Annotated in this window: 16 protein-coding genes; 4 read left to right on the top strand and 12 right to left on the bottom strand. The window is 68.9% G+C overall.

The window, feature by feature from the left end:
• Nucleotides 1–9: 9 nt before the first annotated feature.
• From tuf to ACQYWQ_RS18815, 6 genes are all read right to left on the bottom strand, one after another.
• A complete protein-coding gene (gene tuf / locus ACQYWQ_RS18840; RefSeq protein ID WP_431036043.1) occupies nt 10–1,203 on the bottom strand; it encodes an elongation factor Tu in 1,194 nt (397 codons plus the stop codon).
• Nucleotides 1,204–1,360: 157 nt separating this feature from the next.
• Nucleotides 1,361–3,481, bottom strand: coding sequence for an elongation factor G (fusA, locus tag ACQYWQ_RS18835; RefSeq protein ID WP_431036042.1), 2,121 nt, complete (start codon nt 3,479–3,481; stop codon nt 1,361–1,363).
• Between the two features lie 39 nt (nt 3,482–3,520).
• A complete protein-coding gene (gene rpsG / locus ACQYWQ_RS18830; RefSeq protein ID WP_008746138.1) occupies nt 3,521–3,991 on the bottom strand; it encodes a 30S ribosomal protein S7 in 471 nt (156 codons plus the stop codon).
• A gap of 2 nt (nt 3,992–3,993) precedes the next feature.
• A complete protein-coding gene (rpsL, locus tag ACQYWQ_RS18825) occupies nt 3,994–4,365 on the bottom strand; it encodes a 30S ribosomal protein S12 (RefSeq protein WP_007823146.1) in 372 nt (123 codons plus the stop codon).
• Nucleotides 4,366–4,622: 257 nt separating this feature from the next.
• Nucleotides 4,623–5,348, bottom strand: coding sequence for a hypothetical protein (locus ACQYWQ_RS18820; RefSeq protein ID WP_431036041.1), 726 nt, complete (start codon nt 5,346–5,348; stop codon nt 4,623–4,625).
• Between the two features lie 336 nt (nt 5,349–5,684).
• Nucleotides 5,685–6,362: a hypothetical protein gene (locus ACQYWQ_RS18815; RefSeq protein ID WP_431036040.1), complete on the bottom strand. Its 678-nt coding sequence runs from the start codon at nt 6,360–6,362 to the stop codon at nt 5,685–5,687.
• A gap of 215 nt (nt 6,363–6,577) precedes the next feature.
• On the opposite strand from ACQYWQ_RS18815, the gene ACQYWQ_RS18810 reads away from it, so the two are divergent.
• The 4 genes from ACQYWQ_RS18810 to ACQYWQ_RS18795 all read left to right on the top strand — a co-directional run bounded on the left by ACQYWQ_RS18810 (nt 6,578) and on the right by ACQYWQ_RS18795 (nt 11,250).
• Nucleotides 6,578–7,648 (top strand): cell wall protein, encoded by a 1,071-nt coding sequence (locus tag ACQYWQ_RS18810; protein ID WP_431036038.1) that lies wholly within the window; start codon nt 6,578–6,580, stop codon nt 7,646–7,648.
• Between the two features lie 143 nt (nt 7,649–7,791).
• On the top strand, nt 7,792–8,394 hold the full coding sequence (locus ACQYWQ_RS18805; RefSeq protein WP_431036037.1) for a helix-turn-helix domain-containing protein: 603 nt from the start codon (nt 7,792–7,794) through the stop codon (nt 8,392–8,394).
• 165 nt (nt 8,395–8,559) lie between these two features.
• Nucleotides 8,560–10,074 (top strand): peptide MFS transporter, encoded by a 1,515-nt coding sequence (locus ACQYWQ_RS18800; protein WP_431036035.1) that lies wholly within the window; start codon nt 8,560–8,562, stop codon nt 10,072–10,074.
• 60 nt (nt 10,075–10,134) lie between these two features.
• Nucleotides 10,135–11,250 carry an NAD(P)/FAD-dependent oxidoreductase gene (locus ACQYWQ_RS18795; RefSeq protein WP_431036033.1) on the top strand — a complete coding sequence of 372 codons (1,116 nt, stop codon included), beginning with the start codon at nt 10,135–10,137 and terminating at the stop codon, nt 11,248–11,250.
• Nucleotides 11,251–11,351: 101 nt separating this feature from the next.
• Here the strand turns inward: ACQYWQ_RS18795 and ACQYWQ_RS18790 are convergent, their stop codons facing one another.
• The 6 genes from ACQYWQ_RS18790 to ACQYWQ_RS18765 all read right to left on the bottom strand — a co-directional run bounded on the left by ACQYWQ_RS18790 (nt 11,352) and on the right by ACQYWQ_RS18765 (nt 22,720).
• Nucleotides 11,352–15,266, bottom strand: a complete 3,915-nt coding sequence (locus tag ACQYWQ_RS18790) for a DNA-directed RNA polymerase subunit beta' (protein WP_431036031.1) — start codon at nt 15,264–15,266, stop codon at nt 11,352–11,354.
• A 143-nt stretch (nt 15,267–15,409) separates the two neighbouring features.
• On the bottom strand, nt 15,410–18,898 hold the full coding sequence (rpoB, locus tag ACQYWQ_RS18785) for a DNA-directed RNA polymerase subunit beta (protein WP_431036029.1): 3,489 nt from the start codon (nt 18,896–18,898) through the stop codon (nt 15,410–15,412).
• 690 nt (nt 18,899–19,588) lie between these two features.
• A complete protein-coding gene (rplL, locus tag ACQYWQ_RS18780; RefSeq protein WP_431036028.1) occupies nt 19,589–19,975 on the bottom strand; it encodes a 50S ribosomal protein L7/L12 in 387 nt (128 codons plus the stop codon).
• A gap of 116 nt (nt 19,976–20,091) precedes the next feature.
• The gene (gene rplJ / locus ACQYWQ_RS18775; RefSeq protein WP_030996515.1) at nt 20,092–20,622 is read right to left on the bottom strand and encodes a 50S ribosomal protein L10; all 531 of its coding nucleotides are present in this window, start codon (nt 20,620–20,622) and stop codon (nt 20,092–20,094) included.
• 331 nt (nt 20,623–20,953) lie between these two features.
• A complete protein-coding gene (locus tag ACQYWQ_RS18770) occupies nt 20,954–21,967 on the bottom strand; it encodes a hypothetical protein (protein ID WP_431036027.1) in 1,014 nt (337 codons plus the stop codon).
• 81 nt (nt 21,968–22,048) lie between these two features.
• Complete coding sequence (locus tag ACQYWQ_RS18765; protein WP_431036025.1) at nt 22,049–22,720, bottom strand: hypothetical protein; 672 nt, start codon at nt 22,718–22,720, stop codon at nt 22,049–22,051.
• Nucleotides 22,721–22,821: the final 101 nt, after the last annotated feature.

Raw genomic sequence — 22,821 nt, 5'->3', positions numbered from 1 at the left:
GGCATCAACTCACTTGTTGATCTTGGTGACCTGGCCGGCGCCGACGGTCCGGCCACCCTCACGGATGGCGAACTTGAGGCCCTCTTCCATCGCGACGGGCTGGATGAGCTCGACGCTCATCTCGGTGTTGTCGCCCGGCATGACCATCTCGGTGCCCTCGGGGAGGGTCACGACGCCGGTCACGTCCGTGGTGCGGAAGTAGAACTGCGGACGGTAGTTGTTGAAGAAGGGGGTGTGACGGCCACCCTCGTCCTTCGACAGGATGTACGCCTGCGCCTCGAAGGAGGTGTGCGGCGTGACCGAGCCCGGCTTGATGATGACCTGGCCGCGCTCGACGTCCTCGCGCTTGATGCCGCGGAGGAGCAGACCGACGTTCTCGCCCGCCTGGCCCTCGTCGAGCAGCTTGCGGAACATCTCGATGCCGGTGACCGTGGTGGTCGCCTTCTCCTGCTTGATGCCGATGATGTCGACGGTCTCGTTGACCTTCAGGACACCACGCTCGATACGGCCGGTGACGACCGTGCCGCGACCGGTGATCGTGAAGACGTCCTCGATCGGCATGAGGAACGGCTTGTCGATGTCACGCTCGGGCTCGGGGATGGACTCGTCCACGGCCTTCATGAGGTCGAGAACGGACTTGCCCCACTCCGCGTCGCCCTCAAGGGCCTTGAGCGCCGAGACCTTGACGACCGGCAGGTCGTCGCCCGGGAACTCGTACTCGGAGAGCAGCTCGCGGACCTCGAGCTCGACCAGCTCAAGGATCTCCTCGTCGTCCACCATGTCGGCCTTGTTCAGGGCGACAACGATGTAGGGGACGCCGACCTGGCGGGCCAGGAGGACGTGCTCCTTCGTCTGCGGCATCGGACCGTCGGTCGCGGCGACCACGAGGATCGCGCCGTCCATCTGGGCGGCACCGGTGATCATGTTCTTGATGTAGTCCGCGTGACCAGGGCAGTCGACGTGCGCGTAGTGGCGCGTCTCGGTCTGGTACTCGACGTGCGCGATGGAGATGGTGATACCGCGCTGGCGCTCCTCAGGAGCCTTGTCGATCTGGTCGAAGGCCGAGGCCTCGTTCAGCTCGGGGTACGCGTCGTGCAGCACCTTGGTAATGGCGGCCGTGAGGGTCGTCTTACCGTGGTCGATGTGACCGATGGTGCCGATGTTGACGTGCGGCTTAGTCCGCTCGAACTTCGCCTTCGCCACTGGGTTCCTCCTGTGGAGTGGTTCTGTACGCCTTGCTTCATCGGCGCCAGGGATGATCTTTGCTGGGGTGCCGGGTCCCCGGGGGTGCCCCCGCTGGTGAGCGGGGGCACCCCGTTGCGGGGTCCGGTGTCAAGCCTACGGCGTGAACTCGGGTGAGTTACTCGCCCTTGGCCTTCGCGATGATCTCCTCGGCGACGTTCCGCGGAACCTCGGCGTAGGAGTCGAACTGCATCGAGTAGCTTGCGCGACCCGAGGTCTTGCTGCGGAGGTCTCCGACATAGCCGAACATCTCCGACAGCGGCACCAGGCCCGTGACGAGCTTGGCGGCCGAGCGGTCCTCCATCGACTGGATCTGACCGCGACGGGAGTTGATGTCGCCGATGACGTCACCCATGTAGTCCTCGGGCGTCGTCACCTCGACCTTCATCATCGGTTCGAGCAGGGCCGGGCTGGCCTTGCGGGCAGCCTCCTTGAAGGCCATCGAACCGGCGATCTTGAACGCCATCTCCGAGGAGTCGACGTCGTGGTAGGCACCGTCGAGGAGGATGACCCGGACACCCGTGAGCGGGTAGCCGGCGAGCACGCCGAACTCCATTGCCTCCTGCGCGCCCGCGTCCACCGAGGGGATGTACTCCCTGGGGATACGGCCACCGGTGACCTTGTTGACGAACTCGTACCCGTCGCCCTCCAGCGGCTCCAGCGCGATCTGCACCTTCGCGAACTGGCCGGAACCACCGGTCTGCTTCTTGTGCGTGTAGTCGAGGCGCTCGACGGGCTTGCGCAGGGTCTCGCGGTACGCGACCTGCGGCTTGCCGACGTTCGCCTCCACGCGGAACTCGCGGCGCATACGGTCCACGAGCACGTCGAGGTGAAGCTCGCCCATACCGGCGATGATGGTCTGGCCGGTCTCCTCGTCGGTCTTGACGCGGAAGGACGGGTCCTCCTCGGCCAGGCGCTGGATCGCGACGCCCAGCTTCTCCTGGTCGCCCTTGGACTTCGGCTCGATGGCGACCTCGATGACCGGGGCCGGGAAGTCCATCGACTCCAGGATCACCGGGTTCGCCGGGTCGCAGAGGGTCTCACCGGTGGTGGTCTGCTTGAGACCCATGACGGCGACGATGTCACCGGCACCCACCGACTCGATCTCCTCACGCTTGTTGGCGTGCATCCGGTAGATCTTGCCGATGCGCTCCTTCTTGCCCTTCACCGAGTTCTGAACCGAGGAACCCGACTCCAGACGACCGGAGTACACGCGGACGAAGGTCAGCTTCCCGAGGTGCGGGTCGCTGGCGATCTTGAACGCGAGCGCGGCGAGCGGCTCGTCCTCGGAGGGACGACGCTTCACGACCTCCTCGGGGTTGTTGACCGCCTGGCCCTCGATCGCCTCGATGTCGAGCGGCGAGGGGAGGTAGCGGACAACAGCGTCGAGCAGGGGCTGCACGCCCTTGTTCTTGAACGCGGTGCCACAGAAGACGGGGGTGACGGTGGTGCCGTCGCCCTTGCCGGAGGCGATGGTGATACGGCGGATCGCCGCGTACAGCTGCTCCTCGGTGGGCTCGGTGCCCTCCAGGTACAGCTCCATCATCTCTTCGTCGTTCTCGGCGACGCCCTCGACGAGCTTCCCGCGCCACTCGGCGGCGGCCTCGGTGTGGCTCGCCGGGATGTCGACGACGTCGTACGCCTCGCCGAGCTTCGTGTCGGCGGACCAGACGAGCGCCTTCATCTGGACGAGGTCGACGACACCCTGGAAGTCGGCCTCGGCCCCGATGGGCAGCTGCATGACGAGCGGGGTCGCACCGAGGCGGTCGACGATCATGTCGACGCAGCGGTGGAACTCGGCGCCGGTGCGGTCGAGCTTGTTGACGAAGCAGATACGCGGCACGCCGTAGCGGTCCGCCTGACGCCACACAGTCTCGGACTGCGGCTCGACACCGGCGACACCGTCGAACACCGTGACGGCACCGTCGAGGACGCGCAGCGAGCGCTCCACCTCGACGGTGAAGTCGACGTGGCCCGGGGTGTCGATGATGTTGATGGTGTGGTCGACGTCGTTCAGCGGCCAGTGACAGGTGGTGGCAGCAGAGGTGATCGTGATGCCACGCTCCTGCTCCTGCTCCATCCAGTCCATGGTCGCGGCGCCGTCGTGAACTTCACCGATCTTGTACGAAACACCGGTGTAGTACAGGATCCGCTCGGTCGTCGTCGTCTTGCCCGCGTCGATGTGGGCCATGATCCCGATGTTGCGGACCCGGCCCAGGTCAAGCGAAGTGGTAGCCATAAGGCTTCAGTCTTCTCTCGGTCTCGATGGGGTCTGCGACTACCAGCGGTAGTGCGCGAAGGCCTTGTTGGACTCGGCCATCTTGTGCGTGTCCTCGCGCTTCTTCACAGCGGCACCCAGGCCGTTGGACGCGTCGAGAAGCTCGTTCGTGAGGCGCTCGGTCATGGTCTTCTCGCGACGGGCGCGGGAGTACCCGACGAGCCAGCGCAGGGCGAGCGTGTTCGCGCGGCCCGGCTTGACCTCGATCGGCACCTGGTAGGTCGCACCACCGACGCGGCGGGACTTGACCTCCAGGGTCGGCTTGATGTTCTCCAGCGCACGCTTCAGCGTGACGACCGGGTCGGCGTTGGTCTTCTCACGGAGACCCTCCATCGCGCCGTACACGATCCGCTCGGCGGTGGAGCGCTTGCCGTTGAGCAGCACCTTGTTGATGAGGGAGGTCACCAGGGGGGAGCCGTAAACCGGGTCGATGATGACCGGGCGCTTCGGGGCGGGGCCCTTACGAGGCATTCTTACTTCTCCTTCTTGGCGCCGTAGCGGCTGCGGGCCTGCTTGCGGTTCTTGACACCCTGGGTGTCGAGCGAGCCTCGGATGATCTTGTAGCGAACACCCGGCAGGTCCTTCACACGGCCACCACGCACGAGCACGATGGAGTGCTCCTGCAGGTTGTGTCCCTCACCCGGGATGTAGGCCGTGACCTCGATGCCGGAGGTCAGACGCACACGCGCGACCTTCCGCAGGGCCGAGTTCGGCTTCTTCGGGGTGGTCGTGAACACACGCGTGCAGACACCGCGACGCTGGGGCGAGCCGTCCAGTGCGGGCGTCTTGTTCTTCTCGACCTTGTCCTGCCTGCCCTTGCGGACAAGCTGCTGGATCGTAGGCACTACTACTCCGGTTTCTGTGTGCCGAATGGTAAAGCTAACCTGGAACACTCCCGAGCCACGCGGTCGGGTGTGTCGGAACCGGGACTCCGTCGCGAGGCGTGACGCATCGCGCGGAAGGAGCGGATCAGGCGGCCTTTATCGGGTTCCTTGTGTGCGGTGTGTAGGCACGCACACGGACCCGGGCACACCCCAGGCACGAGGTCAGAGCGTACCTACCGTATGGACCTGGGTCAAAACAAATGCGTGGGGGCGCCCTCTCAGCGGTTGACCGACTGGATCTCCCGCACCTGCACGTCCTGCGGCTGCCCGTACGTCCCGTCCGGCAGGTCACCGCCGGCACCGCCCGTGCCTGTCCAGGCCGTGTCCCACGTCACAGCGGTCTGAAGGCGGTACGCGGCGTCCCCGGACGCCTTCAGATACGTCACCCCGCACGGCGGCGTACGGTCCGCCTTGCCCGCGGCGAAGGGCTCCCCGATCGCCCCGCCCCCGCCGACCGGGCAGGTGCCGCCCGCCGGCAGCGTCCGCGCCTCCTCCGTACCGGGCTGTATCGCGAGCCGAACCGGCTTCGCCGTCGTCGTCGCCGACATCGTGAACCCGCCCACCGCGAGGGTCGCCGTCACGGAGACGGGCTCCAGCTGCGCCTTGTCGAGCCACACCCACGTCGGCAGATTCACCTTGCTCGCCCCCGCGGGCGCGAGCTTCGCCTTCAGGCTCGGCACCTTCATCCGCTCGTACGCGAGCCCCGCGAGGATCTCCGGCGAAATGGCGTGCGGCACGTCGGGCGGCTCGGCATTGTCCGCCCAGAACGGCGGCCGGTCGCACTCCATCATCTCGGCGAGCGAGGCGTCATCGCGGTACTGGGCGGTCCAGTACATGCCCTTGCCCTTGTCGTCCTTGTGGTACTCGTCCTTGGCGTACGCCTCGTTCTGCTCGGAGATCTCCCGCACGATGTCGTTCGCGCCCGGATCATGCACAGCGGCCACGTACGTCCCCCGCCGCAACTTCTCGAACTGCTCGGGATCGTACTCAGGCGCATACCAGCACCCGGGCGGCTCCCAATCGGCAACGGCCACGGAACCAGCGGGCCCACCGCCGGAAGCGCCACCACGCTGGCTGTAGGTGATACGGACGGTGGAGGTGATCTGGTGCTTTCCGGAGTCGGAATTGCCTCGCTGCTCGGACTCCAGCTCTCCGAAGCCCTTACCCGGGTCGTCCGCGGCCTGCGCGACAGCGGGCTGAAGGCATAGAACCCCCAGCGCCAGCACCACGACCATCGCTTTACGCCTAATCGGCGATCCCCCGTTCACGTTCGCTCTCCCTTACTGGCACTTAGCCGACGACGTCTCGGCACGGACTTCCCACACACGCCAAGGCGCCTTCGCTCCTGTGGTTCTCATGCCGAATTCGTATGCGGTGTGGTCTTTGGCGCCCGGTTCGGTCCTGTGCACCTCGCCAGTCTTCACGTCCTTGCCGTAGTAGCGGCTGTCATCCACGCAAAACGAAACGACGGCAGTGCTGTGCGGCCGCACAATGTCCACTTCATAACGGTGCAAGCGCTCCGTTCCCGTCACAGACGCCTGATCCTTCACGTGATTTTCGATGTGTTGCTTGGCGAGCGTCGCGGCTCTGCTCTGCGGGTACGTGAAGAAGCCAACCGCCGGATCACTGCTGTCCTGATGCGCAATGCCCACGTCCAGCGCCGTTAGATATCCAACGGCAGCCGCAAGTGCGTCCGCCCTCTCGGAGTCGGCCGGAGCCTTCCAGTCCGTCACCACCTTCAAATCCTTCGGAAGGCTCAGGTCCGGCCCCCCGGCCGGACTCGCCGGTGCCGAAGGGGTCGGGGTCCGGGTCGGCTTGGTCGAGGCCGACTCCCCCGCCCCCGCGATCTTGTCGCCCGCCGCCTTGTCCGACTTCTCGTCGTCACCCCCGCACCCGGCCACCAGAACAGAGGCCGCCACAAGGGCAACACAAGCGGTCAAGGCGCGCTGACGCTTCACAGTCAAACTCCAAAGGGCGGGAACACAACCGGACGGACACAAGCAGACGTATGACGAACCTAGTCAAGCCCCGGCCGACTTCGCCACCTCCCCGGGCTCAACTCCACGCATTCCGCACGCGCTTGCCATCCGTCACTCCCCCAACGCCCCACCCCCGCCCCCGGACACCCCGGCAATCGGGTGCCCTCTGTCGCCCCCGCGAGGGAAAGCGCACCATGAGAAGCCGGACGAGTCCCTGGGGGAACCCGATGCCCTACGACCCCGACTCCACCCCGCCCCCGCGCCCCGACCGCGCGAGCGCGAACCGCCCCGCCAAGAAGAAGACCCCACCCCCGGTGAGCTGGCCCCGCGCCCTCACCCACGGCCTGACCAGCGCCTTCATCCTCGTCCTCGTCCTGACGCTCTTCATGAGCCTCCTCGGCGAGGTCCCTTTCGCCCTGCTCTTCTTCGCCGGCCTCGTACTCCCCCCGGCCCTCACGGCCCACCACTACGCCCGGCACCCCCTCCCCCCGCCCCGCCCCCGGAGCACCCCCACCGCCCCCGAAGTCCTCGACTACGCCCGGGCGATCCAGTCGCTCGACTACCAACCGGGCCCCGGCTCCACGGAGGACGACCTCGCCGACTACCAACTCGCCCTGGACATCTACGACCGGAGCCTCACCGCCGACAGCGAGGACCTCGACCACGTCCTCGCCGACGGCTGGTCCGCGCTCACCCGCCTGCGCACCCCCAACGCCGAGTGGAACCACGGCGAGGGCGACGCCGTGCTGCGCCTGCCGCGCCCCGAGCCCGGCACCGTGGCCGTCCTCGCCCTCACGAGCCCGGCGCTCGGCCTCGTACGGGTGCGGACGAGGGGCGGACGCGGCCCCTGGTCGCGGCTGTACGAGGCCGGAGGCCCTGTCTGCGCCCACCTCCCGCTCCCCGCCCGCGAGGACGACTCCGTACAGCTCGAACTCCGCGTCGAAGGCGCCTGGCGCCTCGCCGTGCTCGGCGCCCACGTGATCCGCCGGCTCACCGGGAAGGCCCCCCGCCTGAGCGGCCACGGCGGCGACGTCCTCGCCCTGGAGACACCGAAGGCGGCGCGCCTCTCCTTCCACCACACCGGCCACGGCCCGTACCAGCTGCGGCGCCTCACCCCCACCCTGCGCCCGGCCGAGGTCCTGGCCGAGGGCATGGGCCAGGCCCGCCTCACGCTCCCGCCCACGACCGGCCACCTCCAGATCCAGACCCGCGGCGACTGGACGCTCGACGCCGGGGAGAGCCCCCTCCGGCCGGATACGCGTTAAGTATTGGCAAACACGTTCAGCGTGCCTAAACTCGCCGCAGATCAGCCACAGATCAGCCACGGGCCTGCCGCAGACCAGGCGCAGACCTGCCGCAGACCTGCCGCAGACCAGGCGGAGATCACCCGGACCGAGGGAGGCACCCCGTGGCGGAGCAGCCGCACCAGGAGGCGGGTCAGCGCGTCGCCGCCACGATCAAGCGCCTGCGCACCGCCCGCGGCCTCACCCTGCGTGCGCTCGCCGAGCGCAGCGGCCTGACCCCCGGCTTCCTCTCGATGGCCGAGCGGGGCGGCACCTCCCTCTCGCTCACCTCCCTCTTCACGCTCGCCGAGGCCCTGGAGACGGACCCCGCCGCACTGCTCGGCACCACGCCCGCGCACCGCGCGGCCCCGACCCCGTACACCGTCACCCGCGCCACCGACCCCGCCCCCGAGATCACCTCCGGCGCCCGCGCCTACCGCGTCCTGACCGGTTCCCTGCCCGATCAGGGACTGGAAGGGCTCGTCCTGACCGTCCGCCCCACCCCCGAGCCCTCGCCGGTCACCCAGCACGACGGCGAGGAGTTCTGCTACGTCCTCACCGGCGAACTCGTCCTCCATCTCCCCGAAGGACCCCACTCCCTGCACCCGGGCGACGCCCTGCACCTGAAATCCCAGGTCCCGCACGCCCTGCACAACCCCGGCCCCACGGACGCCACCGCCCTGTGGGTCGTCGACCACCCCATGCTCGCCCCCGGCCACCACGGCTGAACCCCGGCAAGACGGCACACGGCCCGCCCGAGGCCCGTCCTTGGCATGCCCCTGACACTTCGTCATGCCCGCGCACGCACCTCCCGCCCCGCTCCCCGCCCGCACCTCCCGCCCCGCTCCCCACCCGCACCGCCCCTTTGCCCCCGCTCGCAGAGAGGTCCCCCCATGCCCCCGAAGGACCCCACGCACGACGCCCCCCGCACTCCCTCGCCCGCTCCCGCGGCCCCCCGCTCCCACAAGCTCCTCCACCAGCCCCGCGGCCTCGCCACCCTCTTCCTGACCGAGATGTGGGAACGCTTCTCGTACTACGGGATGTCGGCGATCCTCCTGTACTACCTCTACGACAGCGTCGGGGCGGGCGGCCTCGGCATGGAGAAGTCCTCCGCCACCGCGCTCGTCTCGGTGTACGGCTCCCTCGTCTACATGTCGGGCGTGCTCGGCGGCTGGCTCTCGGACCGCCTCATCGGGCAGCGCGGAGCGGTCCTGTACGGCGGCATCCTCATCATGGGCGGGCATCTCGCGCTCGCCGTGCCCGGCGGGCTGCCCGCGCTGCTCGTCTCGATGGTGCTCATCGTCCTGGGCACGGGCCTGCTCAAGTCCAACGCGTCGAGCCTCGTCGGCGAGCTGTACGCGGCGGACGACAACCGCCGCGACGCCGGCTTCAGCGTCTTCTACATGGGCATCAACCTGGGCGCCTTCCTCGCCCCCTTCGCCGTCGGCACCACGGGGCAGCGCGTCGACTACCACCTCGGCTTCGGCCTCGCCGCCGTCGGCATGGCCTTCGGCCTCGCGCAGTACGTACTGGGCGGGCGCCACCTCGGCACGGCCGGCCTGCGCCCCACGAACCCCCTCGCCCCCGGCGAGCGCGGCCGGGTCATCGGCCGCGCCGTGCTCGTCGTCCTGCTCGTGGCGGTGCTCGGCCTCGCCCTCGTCGGCGTCGAGGGCGAGCCGCTCGACGGACTCGTGGACCTCACGACCGTGCTCGCCGTCGCGCTGCCCGCCGGATACGTGCTCACGATGCTGCGCAGCCCGCGCACGACACCCGTCGAACGCGCGCGCGTCCTCTCCTACATCCCACTCTTCCTCGCGGCCGTCGTCTACTGGGTCGTCAACGAGCAGTCCAGCTCGGTCCTCGCGCGCTTCGCCGACACCAGGACCGACCTCGACGCCTTCGGCTTCACGATCCCGTCTTCCTGGCTCCAGTCCCTCAACCCCGTGTGCACCCTGGTGTGCGCGCCCGCCTTCGCGTGGCTGTGGCTGCGCCTGGGCGACCGCCAGCCGAGCACCCCGCGCAAGTTCGCCGCCGGGCTGCTCCTGGGCGGCGCCTCCTTCGTCCTGATGGCCGGGCCGGGGCTCCTGCACGGCACCGAGCGACCGGCGAGCCCGCTGTGGCTCCTCGCCAGCTACGCCGTCGTCATCTGCGGTTCCATGTGCCTGTCCCCCGTGGGCCTCTCCGCGACGACGAAGCTCGCGCCCCGCGCCTTCCTGGCCCAGATGATGAGCCTCTGGTTCCTCGCCTCCGCGGCGGCACAGGGCGTCAACGCACAGCTCGTCCAGCTCTACCGGCCCGCCACCGAGGTGCGGTACTTCGCCGTCGTCGGGGCGGTCGTCATGGCCGCCGGGGTGGTCATGCACCGCCTGTCGCCGTGGGTCCAGCGCCGGATGGGCGGGGTCGGCTGACCCCCGCGAGGCGGCCGCGCCACCCGTACCCCCTCACCACCCACTCAGGAGTTGATCACCATGCGCGTCATCGTCATCGGAGCAGGAATCGCCGGAGCCGCCACCGGGCACCGGCTGGCCCGCGCGGGCGCGGACACCGTGCTCGTGGACGCGGGGCACGAGGGCCGCGCCACATCGGCGGGCGCCGGCATCGTCTGCCCCTGGACGAGCCGCGTCAGCGACGAGCACCTCTACCGGCTGCTCCTCGCGGGCGCCGAGCACTACCCCCGGCTCCTCGCCGAACTCGCCGAGGACGGTGAGCACGAGGTCGGCCACCGCAGGGTCGGCTCGCTGCGGCTCCTGGGCCCCGGGGGCGAAGGGACGCCGGAGGCCGACGCGGTACGGGCCACGATCGCCGCCCGCGCCGAGAACTCCCCGCTCGCGGGCGAGATCTCCCTCATCGACGGCGCCGCCGCACAGGCGCTCTTCCCCGCCCTCGACGGCACGCAGTCCGCCGTGCACGTGCCGGGCGCCGCCCGGGTCGACGGGCGGCTGCTGCGCGACGCCCTGTGCCGCGCGGCGGCCCGCCACGGGGCGCGGCTCGCGCAGGGCCCGGCGAGCCTGCTCGTACGGGACGGGCGGGTGCGGGGCGCGGTCGTGGACGGCGAGCGCCTGGACGCGGACGCCGTGGTCGTCGCGGCGGGCGCCTGGGCGCCCGCCGTACTCGAACCCGTCGGCGTGCACGTCCCCGTGGCCCCGCAGCGCGGCCAGATCGTCCACCTCGCGCTGCCGGGCACCGACACCTCCGCCTGGCCCGTGGTGCTCCCGAACGGTGCCCACTACCTCCTCGCCTTCGACGGCTCCCGCGTCGTCGTCGGCGCGACCCGCGAGACCGGCAGCGGCTACGACCCGCGCCTGACGGCGGCGGGCCTCGCCGAGGTGCTCACGAGCGCGCTCGCCGTCGCCCCGGGGCTCGCGGGGGCGACGATCCTGGAGACCCGTGTGGGGCTGCGCCCCATGTCGCCGGACGGCCGCCCCCAGCTCGGCACCGTCCCGCGCCTGCCCGGCCTCGTCGTCCTGGACGGGCTCGGCCCCTCGGGGCTCACCATCGGCCCGTACGCGGGCACGGTCGCCGCCCGCCTCGCCCTCGGCGAGGACCCCGGCCTCGGCCTCTCCCCGTACGACCCGGAGCGCTGAGCCTCCGCGGGGGAGCGCTCCGAAGGCCCCCGCACACGCCGAACGGCCGCCCCGCCCCCGAGGGGAGCGAGACGGCCGTTCGTCATACCACCTGCCGGTTCCTACTGGTTGTAGGGCCCGTAGTCGTAGTCCTCCAGCGGGACGGCCTGGCCGGAGCCCGTGCCGAAGGGCGAGTAGTCGATGTCGTCGTAGCCGACGGCCGAGTACATCGCGGCCTTGGCCTCCTCGGTCGGCTCGACCCGGATGTTGCGGTAGCGGGACAGGCCCGTACCGGCCGGGATGAGCTTACCGATGATGACGTTCTCCTTGAGGCCGATCAGGGAGTCCGACTTGGCGTTGATCGCCGCGTCGGTGAGGACCCTGGTCGTCTCCTGGAAGGACGCCGCCGACAGCCACGACTCGGTCGCGAGCGAGGCCTTGGTGATACCCATGAGCTGCGGACGGCCGGAGGCGGGGTGACCGCCCTCGGTGACGACCCGGCGGTTCTCCGTCTCGAACTTCGAGCGCTCGACCAGCTCACCGGGCAGCAGCTCGGCGTCTCCCGACTCGATGATCGTCACGCGGCGGAGCATCTGCCGGATGATGATCTCGATGTGCTTGTCGTGGATCGACACACCCTGCGAGTTGTAGACCTTCTGGACCTCGCCCACGAGGTGCACCTGCACCGCGCGCTGACCGAGGATGCGGAGCACGTCGTGCGGGTTGGTGGCACCCACGGTGAGCTTCTGGCCCACCTCGACGTGGTCGCCCTCGGCGACCTCCAGACGGGCGCGCTTGGAGATCGGGTAAGGAGTCTCCTCGCTGCCGTCGTCCGGGGTGACGACGATCTTCTTGGTCTTCTCGGTCTCCTCGATGCGGACCCGGCCCGCGGCCTCGGAGATCGGGGCGACACCCTTCGGGGTACGGGCCTCGAACAGCTCGACGACACGCGGCAGACCCTGCGTGATGTCGTCACCGGCCACACCACCGGTGTGGAAGGTACGCATCGTGAGCTGGGTGCCCGGCTCACCGATGGACTGGGCGGCGATGATGCCGACCGCCTCACCGATGTCGACGAGCTTGCCGGTGGCGAGCGAACGCCCGTAGCACATCGCGCAGGTGCCGACGGCGGACTCGCAGGTCAGGACCGAACGGGTCTTGACCTCCTCGATGCCGTGGCGGACCAGCTCGTCGATGAGCACGTCACCGAGGTCGGTACCGGCCGGGGCCAGTACGACGTCCCCGACGACGACGTCCTCGGCGAGGCAGCGCGCGTACACGCTGGTCTCGACGTCGTCCGTCTTGCGCAGGACACCGTCGGCGCCGCGCTCGGCGATCTTGAGGCGCAGACCGCGGTCGGTGCCGCAGTCCTCCTCGCGAATGATGACGTCCTGCGAGACGTCGACGAGTCGACGCGTGAGGTAGCCGGAGTCGGCGGTACGCAGGGCGGTGTCGGCGAGACCCTTACGGGCACCGTGCGTGGAGATGAAGTACTCCAGCACGGACAGGCCCTCGCGGAAGGACGCCTTGATGGGACGGGGAATCGTCTCGTTCTTGGCGTTCGACACCAGACCACGCATACCGGCGATCTGACGGAGCTGCATCATGTTCCCTCGGGCGCCCGAGTTCACCATCATGGCGATCGGGTTCGTCTTCGGGAAGTTCTCGTTCATCGCCTCGGCGACCTCGTTGGTCGCGCGGGTCCAGATCCGGATCAGCTCACCGGTGCGCTCGTCCTTGGTGATGAGACCGCGCTCGTACTGCTTCTGGACCTTCTCGTCCTCGGCCTCGTACTGGGCGACGATGCCCTTCTTCGCCTCGGGGACGACGACGTCCGAGATGGCGACGGTGACACCGGAACGGGTCGCCCAGAAGAAGCCGGACGCCTTGAGGTTGTCCAGCGTCGCGGCGACGATCACCTTGGGGTAGCGCTCGGCGAGGTCGTTGACGATCTCCGAGAGCTGCTTCTTGCCGACCGAGTAGTCGACGAAGGGGTAGTCCTCGGGCAGCAGCTCGTTGAAGAGCGCCCGGCCCAGCGTCGTCCGCAGCCGGAAGGAGTCACCCGGCTGGTACTCGGCGGTGCCGAAGTCGTCCTCGCCCTCGGCGGGCTCCGGCGGGGTCCAGCCGCGCGGCGGCATGGTGCCGACCGGGAAGCGGATGTCCACCTTCGCCTGGAGCGACAGCTCCCCGGCGTCGAAGGCCATGATCGCCTCGGCGGTCGAGCCGAAGGACCGGCCCTCACCGATGACCTTGCGCTCCTCCTCGTCCGTGGTGAGGAAGAAGAGGCCGAGCACCATGTCCTGGGTCGGCATGGTGACCGGACGGCCGTCGGCCGGCTTGAGGATGTTGTTCGAGGACAGCATCAGGATGCGGGCCTCGGCCTGCGCCTCCGCGGAGAGCGGCAGGTGCACGGCCATCTGGTCACCGTCGAAGTCCGCGTTGAAGGCGGTGCAGACGAGCGGGTGGATCTGGATGGCCTTGCCCTCGACGAGCTGCGGCTCGAAGGCCTGGATGCCCAGGCGGTGCAGGGTCGGGGCACGGTTGAGCAGCACCGGGTGCTCGGCGATGACCTCTTCGAGGACGTCGTACACGACGGTGCGGCCGCGCTCGACCATGCGCTTGGCCGACTTGATGTTCTGCGCGTGGTTCAGGTCCACCAGGCGCTTCATCACGAACGGCTTGAACAGCTCCAGCGCCATCGCCTTCGGCAGACCGCACTGGTGCAGCTTGAGCTGCGGACCGACGACGATCACGGAACGCGCGGAGTAGTCCACGCGCTTGCCGAGGAGGTTCTGGCGGAAGCGGCCCTGCTTGCCCTTGAGCATGTCGGAGAGCGACTTCAGCGGACGGTTGCCGGGGCCCGTGACGGGGCGGCCGCGGCGGCCGTTGTCGAAGAGCGCGTCGACGGCCTCCTGGAGCATGCGCTTCTCGTTGTTCACGATGATCTCGGGCGCGCCGAGGTCGAGAAGCCGCTTCAGGCGGTTGTTGCGGTTGATGACGCGGCGGTACAGGTCGTTGAGGTCGGAGGTCGCGAAGCGGCCACCGTCGAGCTGCACCATCGGACGCAGGTCCGGCGGGATGACAGGGACGCAGTCCAGGACCATGCCCTTGGGGCTGTTGGCGGTCTGGAGGAACGGCGAGACGACCTTGAGCCGCTTGAGGGCACGGGTCTTCTTCTGGCCCTTGCCGGTGCGGATGATCTCGCGGAGGCGCTCGGCCTCCTCCTCCAGGTCGAAGGACTCCAGGCGCTTCTGGAGCGCGGCAGCGCCCATCGAGCCGTCGAAGTACGTGCCGAAGCGATCGCGCAGCTCGCGGTAGAGCAGCTCGTCGCCCTCCAGGTCCTGGACCTTGAGGTTCTTGAAGCGGCTCCACACCTCGTCGAGGCGGTCGATCTCGCGCTGGGCGCGGTCACGGAGCTGCTTCATCTCGCGCTCGGCACCCTCGCGCACCTTGCGGCGCGCGTCGGCCTTGGCGCCCTCTGCCTCCAGCTCGGCGAGGTCGTTCTCCAGCTTCTTGGCGCGGTTCTCCAGGTCGGAGTCGCGCCGGTTCTCGACCTGCTGGCGCTCGACCTGCACCTGCGCCTCCAGGGAGGGCAGGTCGCGGGTACGGCGCTCCTCGTCCACGTACGTGATCATGTACGCGGCGAAGTAGATGACCTTCTCCAGGTCCTTCGGCGCCAGGTCGAGGAGGTACCCGAGGCGCGAGGGCACGCCTTTGAAGTACCAGATGTGCGTGACCGGAGCGGCGAGCTCGATGTGGCCCATGCGCTCGCGGCGCACCTTGGCGCGAGTGACCTCGACGCCGCAGCGCTCACAGATGATGCCCTTGAAGCGGACACGCTTGTACTTGCCGCAGTAGCACTCCCAGTCCCGGGTGGGGCCGAAGATCTTCTCGCAGAAGAGCCCGTCCTTTTCCGGCTTGAGGGTGCGGTAGTTGATGGTCTCCGGCTTCTTGACCTCGCCGTGCGACCAGGTCCGGATGTCGTCCGCGGTGGCAAGGCCGATCCGCAGCTCGTCGAAGAAGTTGACGTCGAGCACTATGCGTCAATCCCTCTCAGGGTTGTGTCAAAGGTGGTCTGTACGGGGTCCTGCGCCCCGGTCGTACGGGGCTGGGGTCACCACCCGGCCCGCCGGCGCCGCCCCCTGCGGGGGTGGGCGGCCGGCGGGACCGGGTGGGCCCGTCAGACCTCTTCGACGCTGCTCGGCTCGCGCCGGGACAGGTCGATACCGAGCTCTTCCGCGGCACGGAAGACGTCCTCGTCCGTGTCACGCATCTCGATGGACATGCCGTCCGAGGACAGCACCTCCACGTTCAGGCAGAGCGACTGCATTTCCTTGATGAGCACCTTGAAGGACTCGGGAATGCCGGGCTCGGGGATGTTCTCGCCCTTGACGATGGCCTCGTAGACCTTCACGCGGCCGGTCACGTCGTCGGACTTGATCGTCAGCAGCTCCTGGAGGGCGTAGGCGGCGCCGTACGCTTCCAGCGCCCACACCTCCATCTCACCGAAGCGCTGGCCACCGAACTGCGCCTTACCACCCAGCGGCTGCTGCGTGATCATCGAGTACGGGCCGGTCGAGCGCGCGTGGAGCTTGTCGTCCACGAGGTGGTGGAGCTTGAGGATGTACATGTAGCCGACCGAGATCGGGTCCGGGAACGGCTCGCCGGAGCGGCCGTCGAAGAGCCGGGCCTTACCCGTGGGCTGCACCATCCGGTCCCCGTCGCGGTTGGGGATGGTGTGCTCAAGGAGACCGGCCAGCTCGTCCTCGCGGGCACCGTCGAAGACCGGGGTCGCGACGTTGGTGCGCGGGGCGACCTGGTCGGCGCTGATCGCCTGGAGGCGGCGCGCCCAGTCCTCGGGCACCTGCGAGACGTCCCAGCCCTGGCTGGCGAGCCAGCCGAGGTGGATCTCCATGACCTGGCCCGGGTTCATGCGCGAGGGCACGCCGAGCGGGTTCAGGATGATGTCGACCGGGGTGCCGTCCTCAAGGAAGGGCATGTCCTCGACCGGCAGGATCTTGGAGATGACGCCCTTGTTGCCGTGTCGGCCTGCGAGCTTGTCACCGTCGGTGATCTTGCGCTTCTGGGCGACGTAGACGCGGACCAGCTGGTTCACGCCCGGGGGAAGCTCGTCACCCTCCTCGCGGTCGAAGACGCGGACGCCGATGACCTTGCCGATCTCGCCGTGCGGGACCTTGAGCGAGGTGTCACGGACCTCACGGGCCTTCTCGCCGAAGATCGCGCGCAGCAGGCGCTCCTCGGGCGTCAGCTCGGTCTCGCCCTTGGGCGTGACCTTGCCGACGAGGATGTCACCGGCGATGACCTCGGCACCGATACGGATGATGCCGCGCTCGTCGAGGTCGGCGAGGACCTCCTCGGAGACGTTCGGGATGTCCCGGGTGATCTCCTCGGGACCGAGCTTGGTGTCACGGGCGTCGACCTCGTGCTCCTCGATGTGGATCGAGGAGAGGACGTCGTCCTGCACGAGGCGCTGCGACAGGATGATCGCGTCCTCGTAGTTGTGACCCTCCCACGGCATGAAGGCGACAAGAAGGTTCTTGCCGAGCGCCATCTCGCCGTTCTCGGTCGCGGGACCGTCCGCGAGGACCTGGCCGACGATGACCCGGTCGTTCTCGTTGACGATGACCTTCTGGTTGACCGAGGTGCCCTGGTTGGAGCGCGAGAACTTCGCGAGGCGGTACGTGGTGTACGTGCCGTCGTCGTTCGTCGTGGTGATGTAGTCGGCGGAGACCTCCGTGACCACACCGTCCTTGTCGGCCTTGAGCACGTCACCGGCGTCGGTCGCGGAGCGGTACTCCATACCGGTGCCGACGATGGGCGCCTCGGACTTGATCAGGGGCACGGCCTGGCGCATCATGTTCGCGCCCATGAGGGCACGGTTGGCGTCGTCGTGCTCCAGGAAGGGGATCATCGCGGTCGCGACGGACACCATCTGGCGCGGCGAGACGTCCATGTAGTCGACGTCGTCCCCGGGGACGTAGTCGACCTCGCCGCCACGGCGGCGCACCAGGACACGGGCCTCCTCGAAGTGGAGGTCGTCGGTGAGGGGCGCGTTCGCCTGGGCGATGACGAAGCGGTCCTCCTCGTCGGCCGTCAGGTAGTCGACGTCGTCGGTGACGATGCCGTCGACGACCTTGCGGTACGGGGTCTCGACGAAGCCGAAGGCGTTGACGCGGCCGTACGAGGCGAGCGAACCGATCAGGCCGATGTTCGGGCCTTCCGGGGTCTCGATCGGGCACATGCGTCCGTAGTGGGACGGGTGCACGTCGCGGACCTCGAAGCCGGCCCGCTCACGGGAGAGACCACCCGGGCCGAGCGCGGACAGACGACGCTTGTGCGTCAGCCCGGACAGCGGGTTGTTCTGGTCCATGAACTGGGACAGCTGGCTGGTGCCGAAGAACTCCTTGATGGAGGCGACGACCGGCCGGATGTTGATGAGGGTCTGCGGGGTGATCGCCTCGACGTCCTGGGTCGTCATGCGCTCGCGCACGACGCGCTCCATACGGGCGAGACCCGTGCGGACCTGGTTCTGGATCAGCTCGCCGACGTTGCGCAGGCGGCGGTTGCCGAAGTGGTCGATGTCGTCGGTCTCGACGACGATCGTCTTGCCCTCGTCACCGACGGTCGCCTCGGTCTCGCCCGCGTGCAGCTGCACGAGGTACTTGATCGTGGCGAGGATGTCGTCGGTGGTGAGGACACCGGCGTCGAGCGGCGCGTCCGAACCGAGCTTCTTGTTGACCTTGTAGCGGCCGACCTTCGCGAGGTCGTAGCGCTTCGGGTTGAAGTAGAGGTTCTCCAGAAGGTTCTGGGCGGCCTCACGGGTGGGCGGCTCGCCCGGGCGCAGCTTGCGGTAGATGTCGAGGAGCGCGTCGTCCTGGCCCTGGGTGTGGTCCTTCTCCAGGGTGGCGCGCATCGACTCGTACTGGCCGAACTCCTCAAGGATCTGCTCGGTCGTCCAGCCGAGCGCCTTGAGCAGTACGGTCACCGACTGCTTGCGCTTGCGGTCGATGCGGACACCGACCATGTCGCGCTTGTCGATCTCCATCTCCAGCCAGGCACCCCGTGAGGGGATGATCTTGGCGGAGTAGATGTCCTTGTCGGAGGTCTTGTCGATCGAGGAATCGAAGTAGACGCCCGGCGAGCGGACCAGCTGGGAGACCACGACACGCTCGGTGCCGTTGATGACGAAGGTGCCCTTGTTGGTCATGAGCGGGAAGTCGCCCATGAAGACCGTCTGGGACTTGATCTCGCCGGTCTCGTTGTTGGTGAACTCGGCCGTGACGAAGAGCGGGGCCGCGTACGTGAAGTCACGGTCCTTGCACTCGTCGATGGAGTTCTTCGGCGGCTCGAAGCGGTGGTCGCGGAACGTCAGCGACATCGACCCGGAGAAGTCCTCGATCGGGGAGATCTCCTCGAAGATCTCCTCCAGACCGGACTTGGTGGGGACGGACATGCCGCCCGCGAGGGCCGCCTCGACGCGGGACTTCCAGGCGTCGTTGCCGAGCAGCCAGTCGAAGCTCTCGGTCTGAAGGGCGAGCAGGTTGGGAACCTCAAGGGGCTCCCGGATCTTTGCGAAAGAAATGCGCAGCGGGGCGGTGCTGGCACCGTTGTTCGTTTGTGCGGTCGAGGCAGTGCGCGAGGCGGCCAAGAGGGGGTCCTTCCGAGGGCTCGGACTCACTACGCGCGTACCGGTCCCGGGCTGGACGCACCGAGTGAAAGCCCTGGTCAGGGCCTGTTTCTTCGATCGGTGCTCGGCTCGGGGATGCCCCTGGTGACGGGCAGGAGGCAGCTAACAGGCAGCGCAAAGGGACAGTGTAGCCATATGGCCCACTGATGTCCAGTCCGGGTGTTCTCCCGGATATGCGAGACCCTCGCTGATCACAACTCCTGCGCGTTCCGTGCGCCTGGCGACGCACTCCGATACTGCCCTCTTCGCCACCGATCCATGCCTCGGATTCGAGGATCGTTGTGACGACGCGTCCTGAGAATTGCGCGCTGCGTGCCGTTCGTCAAGGCCCCGTGTCCCCGCCGGGCTCCGGCCGCTCGGCCGCCGTACGGGCCACAGGGGCCCGGGTCCGGGACCCGGGCGCACAACGAAGATCACCCTACCCGCAGGGGCGGAACGCCCGCAGCACCCGCCACGGCAACGCCGAAGGGCGACCACCCGGTTGGGTGATCGCCCTTCGGCCCCTCGGCGTTACACCCCAGGGTGAAAACGTCGTGGAGCGGTTGCCACGGCCGTCATCCGGCCGGGGCAGCCTTCGTACGTACGTGCCCGTACGGACCCCTCACAGGGCCGCGCACCGGACGCGTGCGAAAGGTCCTCGCGGACCTTGACTCACTTGACCTCGACGGAGGCGCCGGCGCCCTTGAGGGACTCGGCGGCCTTGTCGGCGGCGGCCTTGTCGACCTTCTCCAGGACGGGCTTCGGGGTGCCGTCCACGAGGTCCTTGGCCTCCTTCAGACCCAGCGAGGTCAGCTCACGCACGACCTTGATGACCTGGATCTTCTTGTCGCCGGCACCCGTGAGGATGACGTCGAACTCGTCCTGCTCCTCGGCGGCGGCCTCGCCACCACCCTGGCCCGGGGCGGCCACGGCCACGGCGGCCGGCGCGGCAGCGGTGACGTCGAACTTCTCCTCGAAGGCCTTCACGAACTCGGAGAGCTCGATGAGGGTCAGCTCCTCGAACTGGGCGAGGAGTTCTTCCTGGCTGAGCTTCGCCATGATGGCGGTCCTTCCACTCTTCGGCTGGTGCCGGATGTACATGTCGGCGGGCGTACGTACGGCCCGCGTCGACCTCCGCCCGCGTTCAGCGGGCTCGGGTCAGAAAACGAGCCGAATTACTCGGCACCGCCCTGCTCGGCCTTCTTGGCACGAAGCGCCTCCGCGGTGCGGACGAACTTCGAGGGAAGCGCCTGGAAGAGCGCGGCAGCCTGCGACTGCTTGCCCTTCATGGCGCCCGCCAGCTTGGCCAGCAGAACCTCGCGGGACTCGAGGTCCGCAAGCTTCTTGATCTCGTCGGCGGAGAGCGCCTTGCCGTCGAGAACACCGCCCTTGATGACAAGCGCGGGGTTTTCCTTGGCGAAGTCACGGAGACCCTTCGCCGCCTCGACCGGGTCACCGGTGACGAAAGCGACGGCCGTCGAGCCCTTGAGGTGCTCGTCCAGCTCCGAGAACCCGGCCTCCTTGGCCGCGATCTTGGTCAGCGTGTTCTTCACCACACGGTACTGAGCGTTCTCGCCGAGAGAACGGCGCAGCTGCTTGAGCTGCGCGACGGACAGACCCGTGTACGCGGTAACGACGGCAGCGTTGGAGTTACGGAGCTTCTCCGTGATCTCCTCAACGGCATCGACCTTGTCAGCGGTCGCCATGTGCCTCGGCCTCCTTCCGGGGTGATGAGCTTCGACTGACCTCGCGATCAGCCGCAGACGAGCCGTGGACCACCGGGCTCGGAAGGAGAGTGGAGAACAAACGAAACGCCCCGGCGCAGGGCGCTCGGGGCGTGGCTCGACCGGACTGGACGTCCGGGAGCTGCGGTCCTCATTCGCACCTGCGCGGGTCGCTCGCGTATCTGCGAGTCCTTCGGCCTCCGCGCCTTTCGACACAGGGGCGACCAGCGGTCTTCGGCTACGAGAGTGAGAGTACGGGAGCGGGCCCGCCCGGAGCAAATCGCCCCCGAGCGGGCCCGGCACCGCACGACGGTCACTCGCCGCCGAGCGCGTCCTCAAGCTCCTTCATGTCGGCGTCGCTCGGACCGCCGTCCTTCGTGAGGTCGCCGATGCTCTGGAGCATCTTCATGAGGTCCATCGTCTGCCCGGCGGGCGGAGCGGTCACCTTGAGCGGGCCACTGAAGTCCGAGTACGTGGCCGTCGTGGTGACCTTGCCCTTCTTGGAGTTCGCCACGCTGTCCGCGCGCACGAGGAGGTCGTCCGGGCCGATCCACAGATCGATCCGCTGGGACGTCACGCCCGTCTTCTTGAAGTTGTCCTGCACCTGCTTCCGCGTCTTCGCGTCGAGGCTCTTGAGCGCGTCGGCCGTGTTGAGCAGGGAGTCGGCCGACACCGTGCCGCGGAAGTGCTTCGTCTCGCTCCCACCGGTCTTCTCGGCACCGACGTACTTCACGTCATCGGCGGTGCTCAGCATGTCGATCTGCGTCGCCGGGCCCTGTCCGAAGGAGCCCATGAGCTGGTCGAACTGCTTCATCGCCTCCTGGCTCTCGGCGCCCCCGGCCTTGGCCGCCGCGGCGAGGTCGATCTTCATCCAGCGCTTGCCGTCCAGCTCGGCCGCGCCTTCCTCACCCACGTCCATGTACATGACCGAGCCGGTCCACTTCATGGCCATCTCGGCCGGCATCCCCGGCTGGGCGTCCTCGGTCCTCACGGCCATGTCCATCGCCACCGGGTCCCAGCCGAGCTTGCCCTTCATGTGGCTCGGAGCGGCCGTCTCGGTGAGCCCCTCCGGGGTCTTCGTCGTCATCTCCACCGAGGCGGACTTGAAGGAGGCGGCCTTCTCCGAGGCGGCCTTCAGCGCCTCCTGCGGGTCCACATCCTCGGCGGGAGCCGCCGAGGACTTCTCCGCCGCCGGCTTCGCGTCGCTCTTCTTGTCCCCCGAGTCGTCGCTGTTGCACGCCGTCGCCGCTCCGCCGAGGAGCGCCACCGCGATCGCCGCGCCCACGACGCGACCCGTCCGCCCCCGGCCCCAAGCTGTCCTACTCATTGCCCCACCCCATGTGTTCACTGTGCGTCCCCCGATTTTTCCCGCACATTACCTGAGGGGTACGACACCACTGAAGTCGATTCAGTTCCGCCCGCCCGGCACTCGCGGCACCTCCACCCCCACCCCGAACCCGCTCCAGTACGTCGTGACCCGCACCAGCCCCGCCTTCCCCCGCCCCGACTCGACCCGCTTCACGAGCCGCCCCCGCCCGTCGAGCCACACGTCCACGCTCTGCGCCGCGACCCCCGCCTCCCGCACCCGCGCCGACTCCGCGGCCCGTACGCGCCCCGCCCAGTGCGTCGTGACGACGCCCCGCACCCGCGCCCGCCCCGCCCGGTGCGCGTCGGCGGCCGCGAGGAGCAGCCGCAGCGAGGCGGCCGGTACGAGGTCGTCGCCCTCGCCCTTCTGCCGCACCCACCGCTCCCCGTGCACCGCCCGCGCGAGCCGCACCCACAACTGGCCGTCCCTGAGTACGAGTTCGCCGCCCTCGCCGACCCGCAGGCGCCCGTACGGTCTCCCCTTCGCCGACCAGTCGAGGGCGCCCTCGGTCCGGGTCCGCTCCCCGTCGATCTCGCTGACGGACTCCGTACGCGCCGAGCCGGCCCCCTCCGTCGCCCGCACCGCGTCCCGCAGTACCCGCGCGGCCTCGCCGCTCGCCCCCGTACCGCCACCGGAACCGCCGGAGCCCCCGCACCCCGCGAGCAGCACGCACGCCGCGAGCACCGCCACCGCACCCCGACCCCATCCGCGCACGCGCGCCTCCCTCACCCCGGCCGGGGTCCACCCAAGCACGCCCGCCCGCCCCCGGAACAGAGCGCGCGAAGGCCCCGCACCCATGACGGGTACGGGGCCTT

This window comes from Streptomyces sp. P6-2-1, from assembly GCF_050613165.1.
GTDB lineage: Bacteria > Actinomycetota > Actinomycetes > Streptomycetales > Streptomycetaceae > Streptomyces.
The sequence above is the reverse complement of the archived record's forward strand: the minus strand, read 5'-3'. Positions and strand labels throughout refer to the sequence as shown.

Excerpts from the sequence above, each read along its gene's own strand:
- fusA (WP_431036042.1), bottom strand. The coding sequence starts at position 3,481 with ATGGCTACCACTTCGCTTGACCTGGGCCGGGTCCGCAACATCGGGATC.
- rpsG (WP_008746138.1), bottom strand. The coding sequence starts at position 3,991 with ATGCCTCGTAAGGGCCCCGCCCCGAAGCGCCCGGTCATCATCGACCCG.
- ACQYWQ_RS18810 (WP_431036038.1), top strand. The coding sequence starts at position 6,578 with ATGAGAAGCCGGACGAGTCCCTGGGGGAACCCGATGCCCTACGACCCC.
- ACQYWQ_RS18800 (WP_431036035.1), top strand. The coding sequence starts at position 8,560 with ATGCCCCCGAAGGACCCCACGCACGACGCCCCCCGCACTCCCTCGCCC.
- ACQYWQ_RS18795 (WP_431036033.1), top strand. The coding sequence starts at position 10,135 with ATGCGCGTCATCGTCATCGGAGCAGGAATCGCCGGAGCCGCCACCGGG.
- rplL (WP_431036028.1), bottom strand. The coding sequence starts at position 19,975 with ATGGCGAAGCTCAGCCAGGAAGAACTCCTCGCCCAGTTCGAGGAGCTG.
- rplJ (WP_030996515.1), bottom strand. The coding sequence starts at position 20,622 with ATGGCGACCGCTGACAAGGTCGATGCCGTTGAGGAGATCACGGAGAAG.
- ACQYWQ_RS18770 (WP_431036027.1), bottom strand. The coding sequence starts at position 21,967 with ATGAGTAGGACAGCTTGGGGCCGGGGGCGGACGGGTCGCGTCGTGGGC.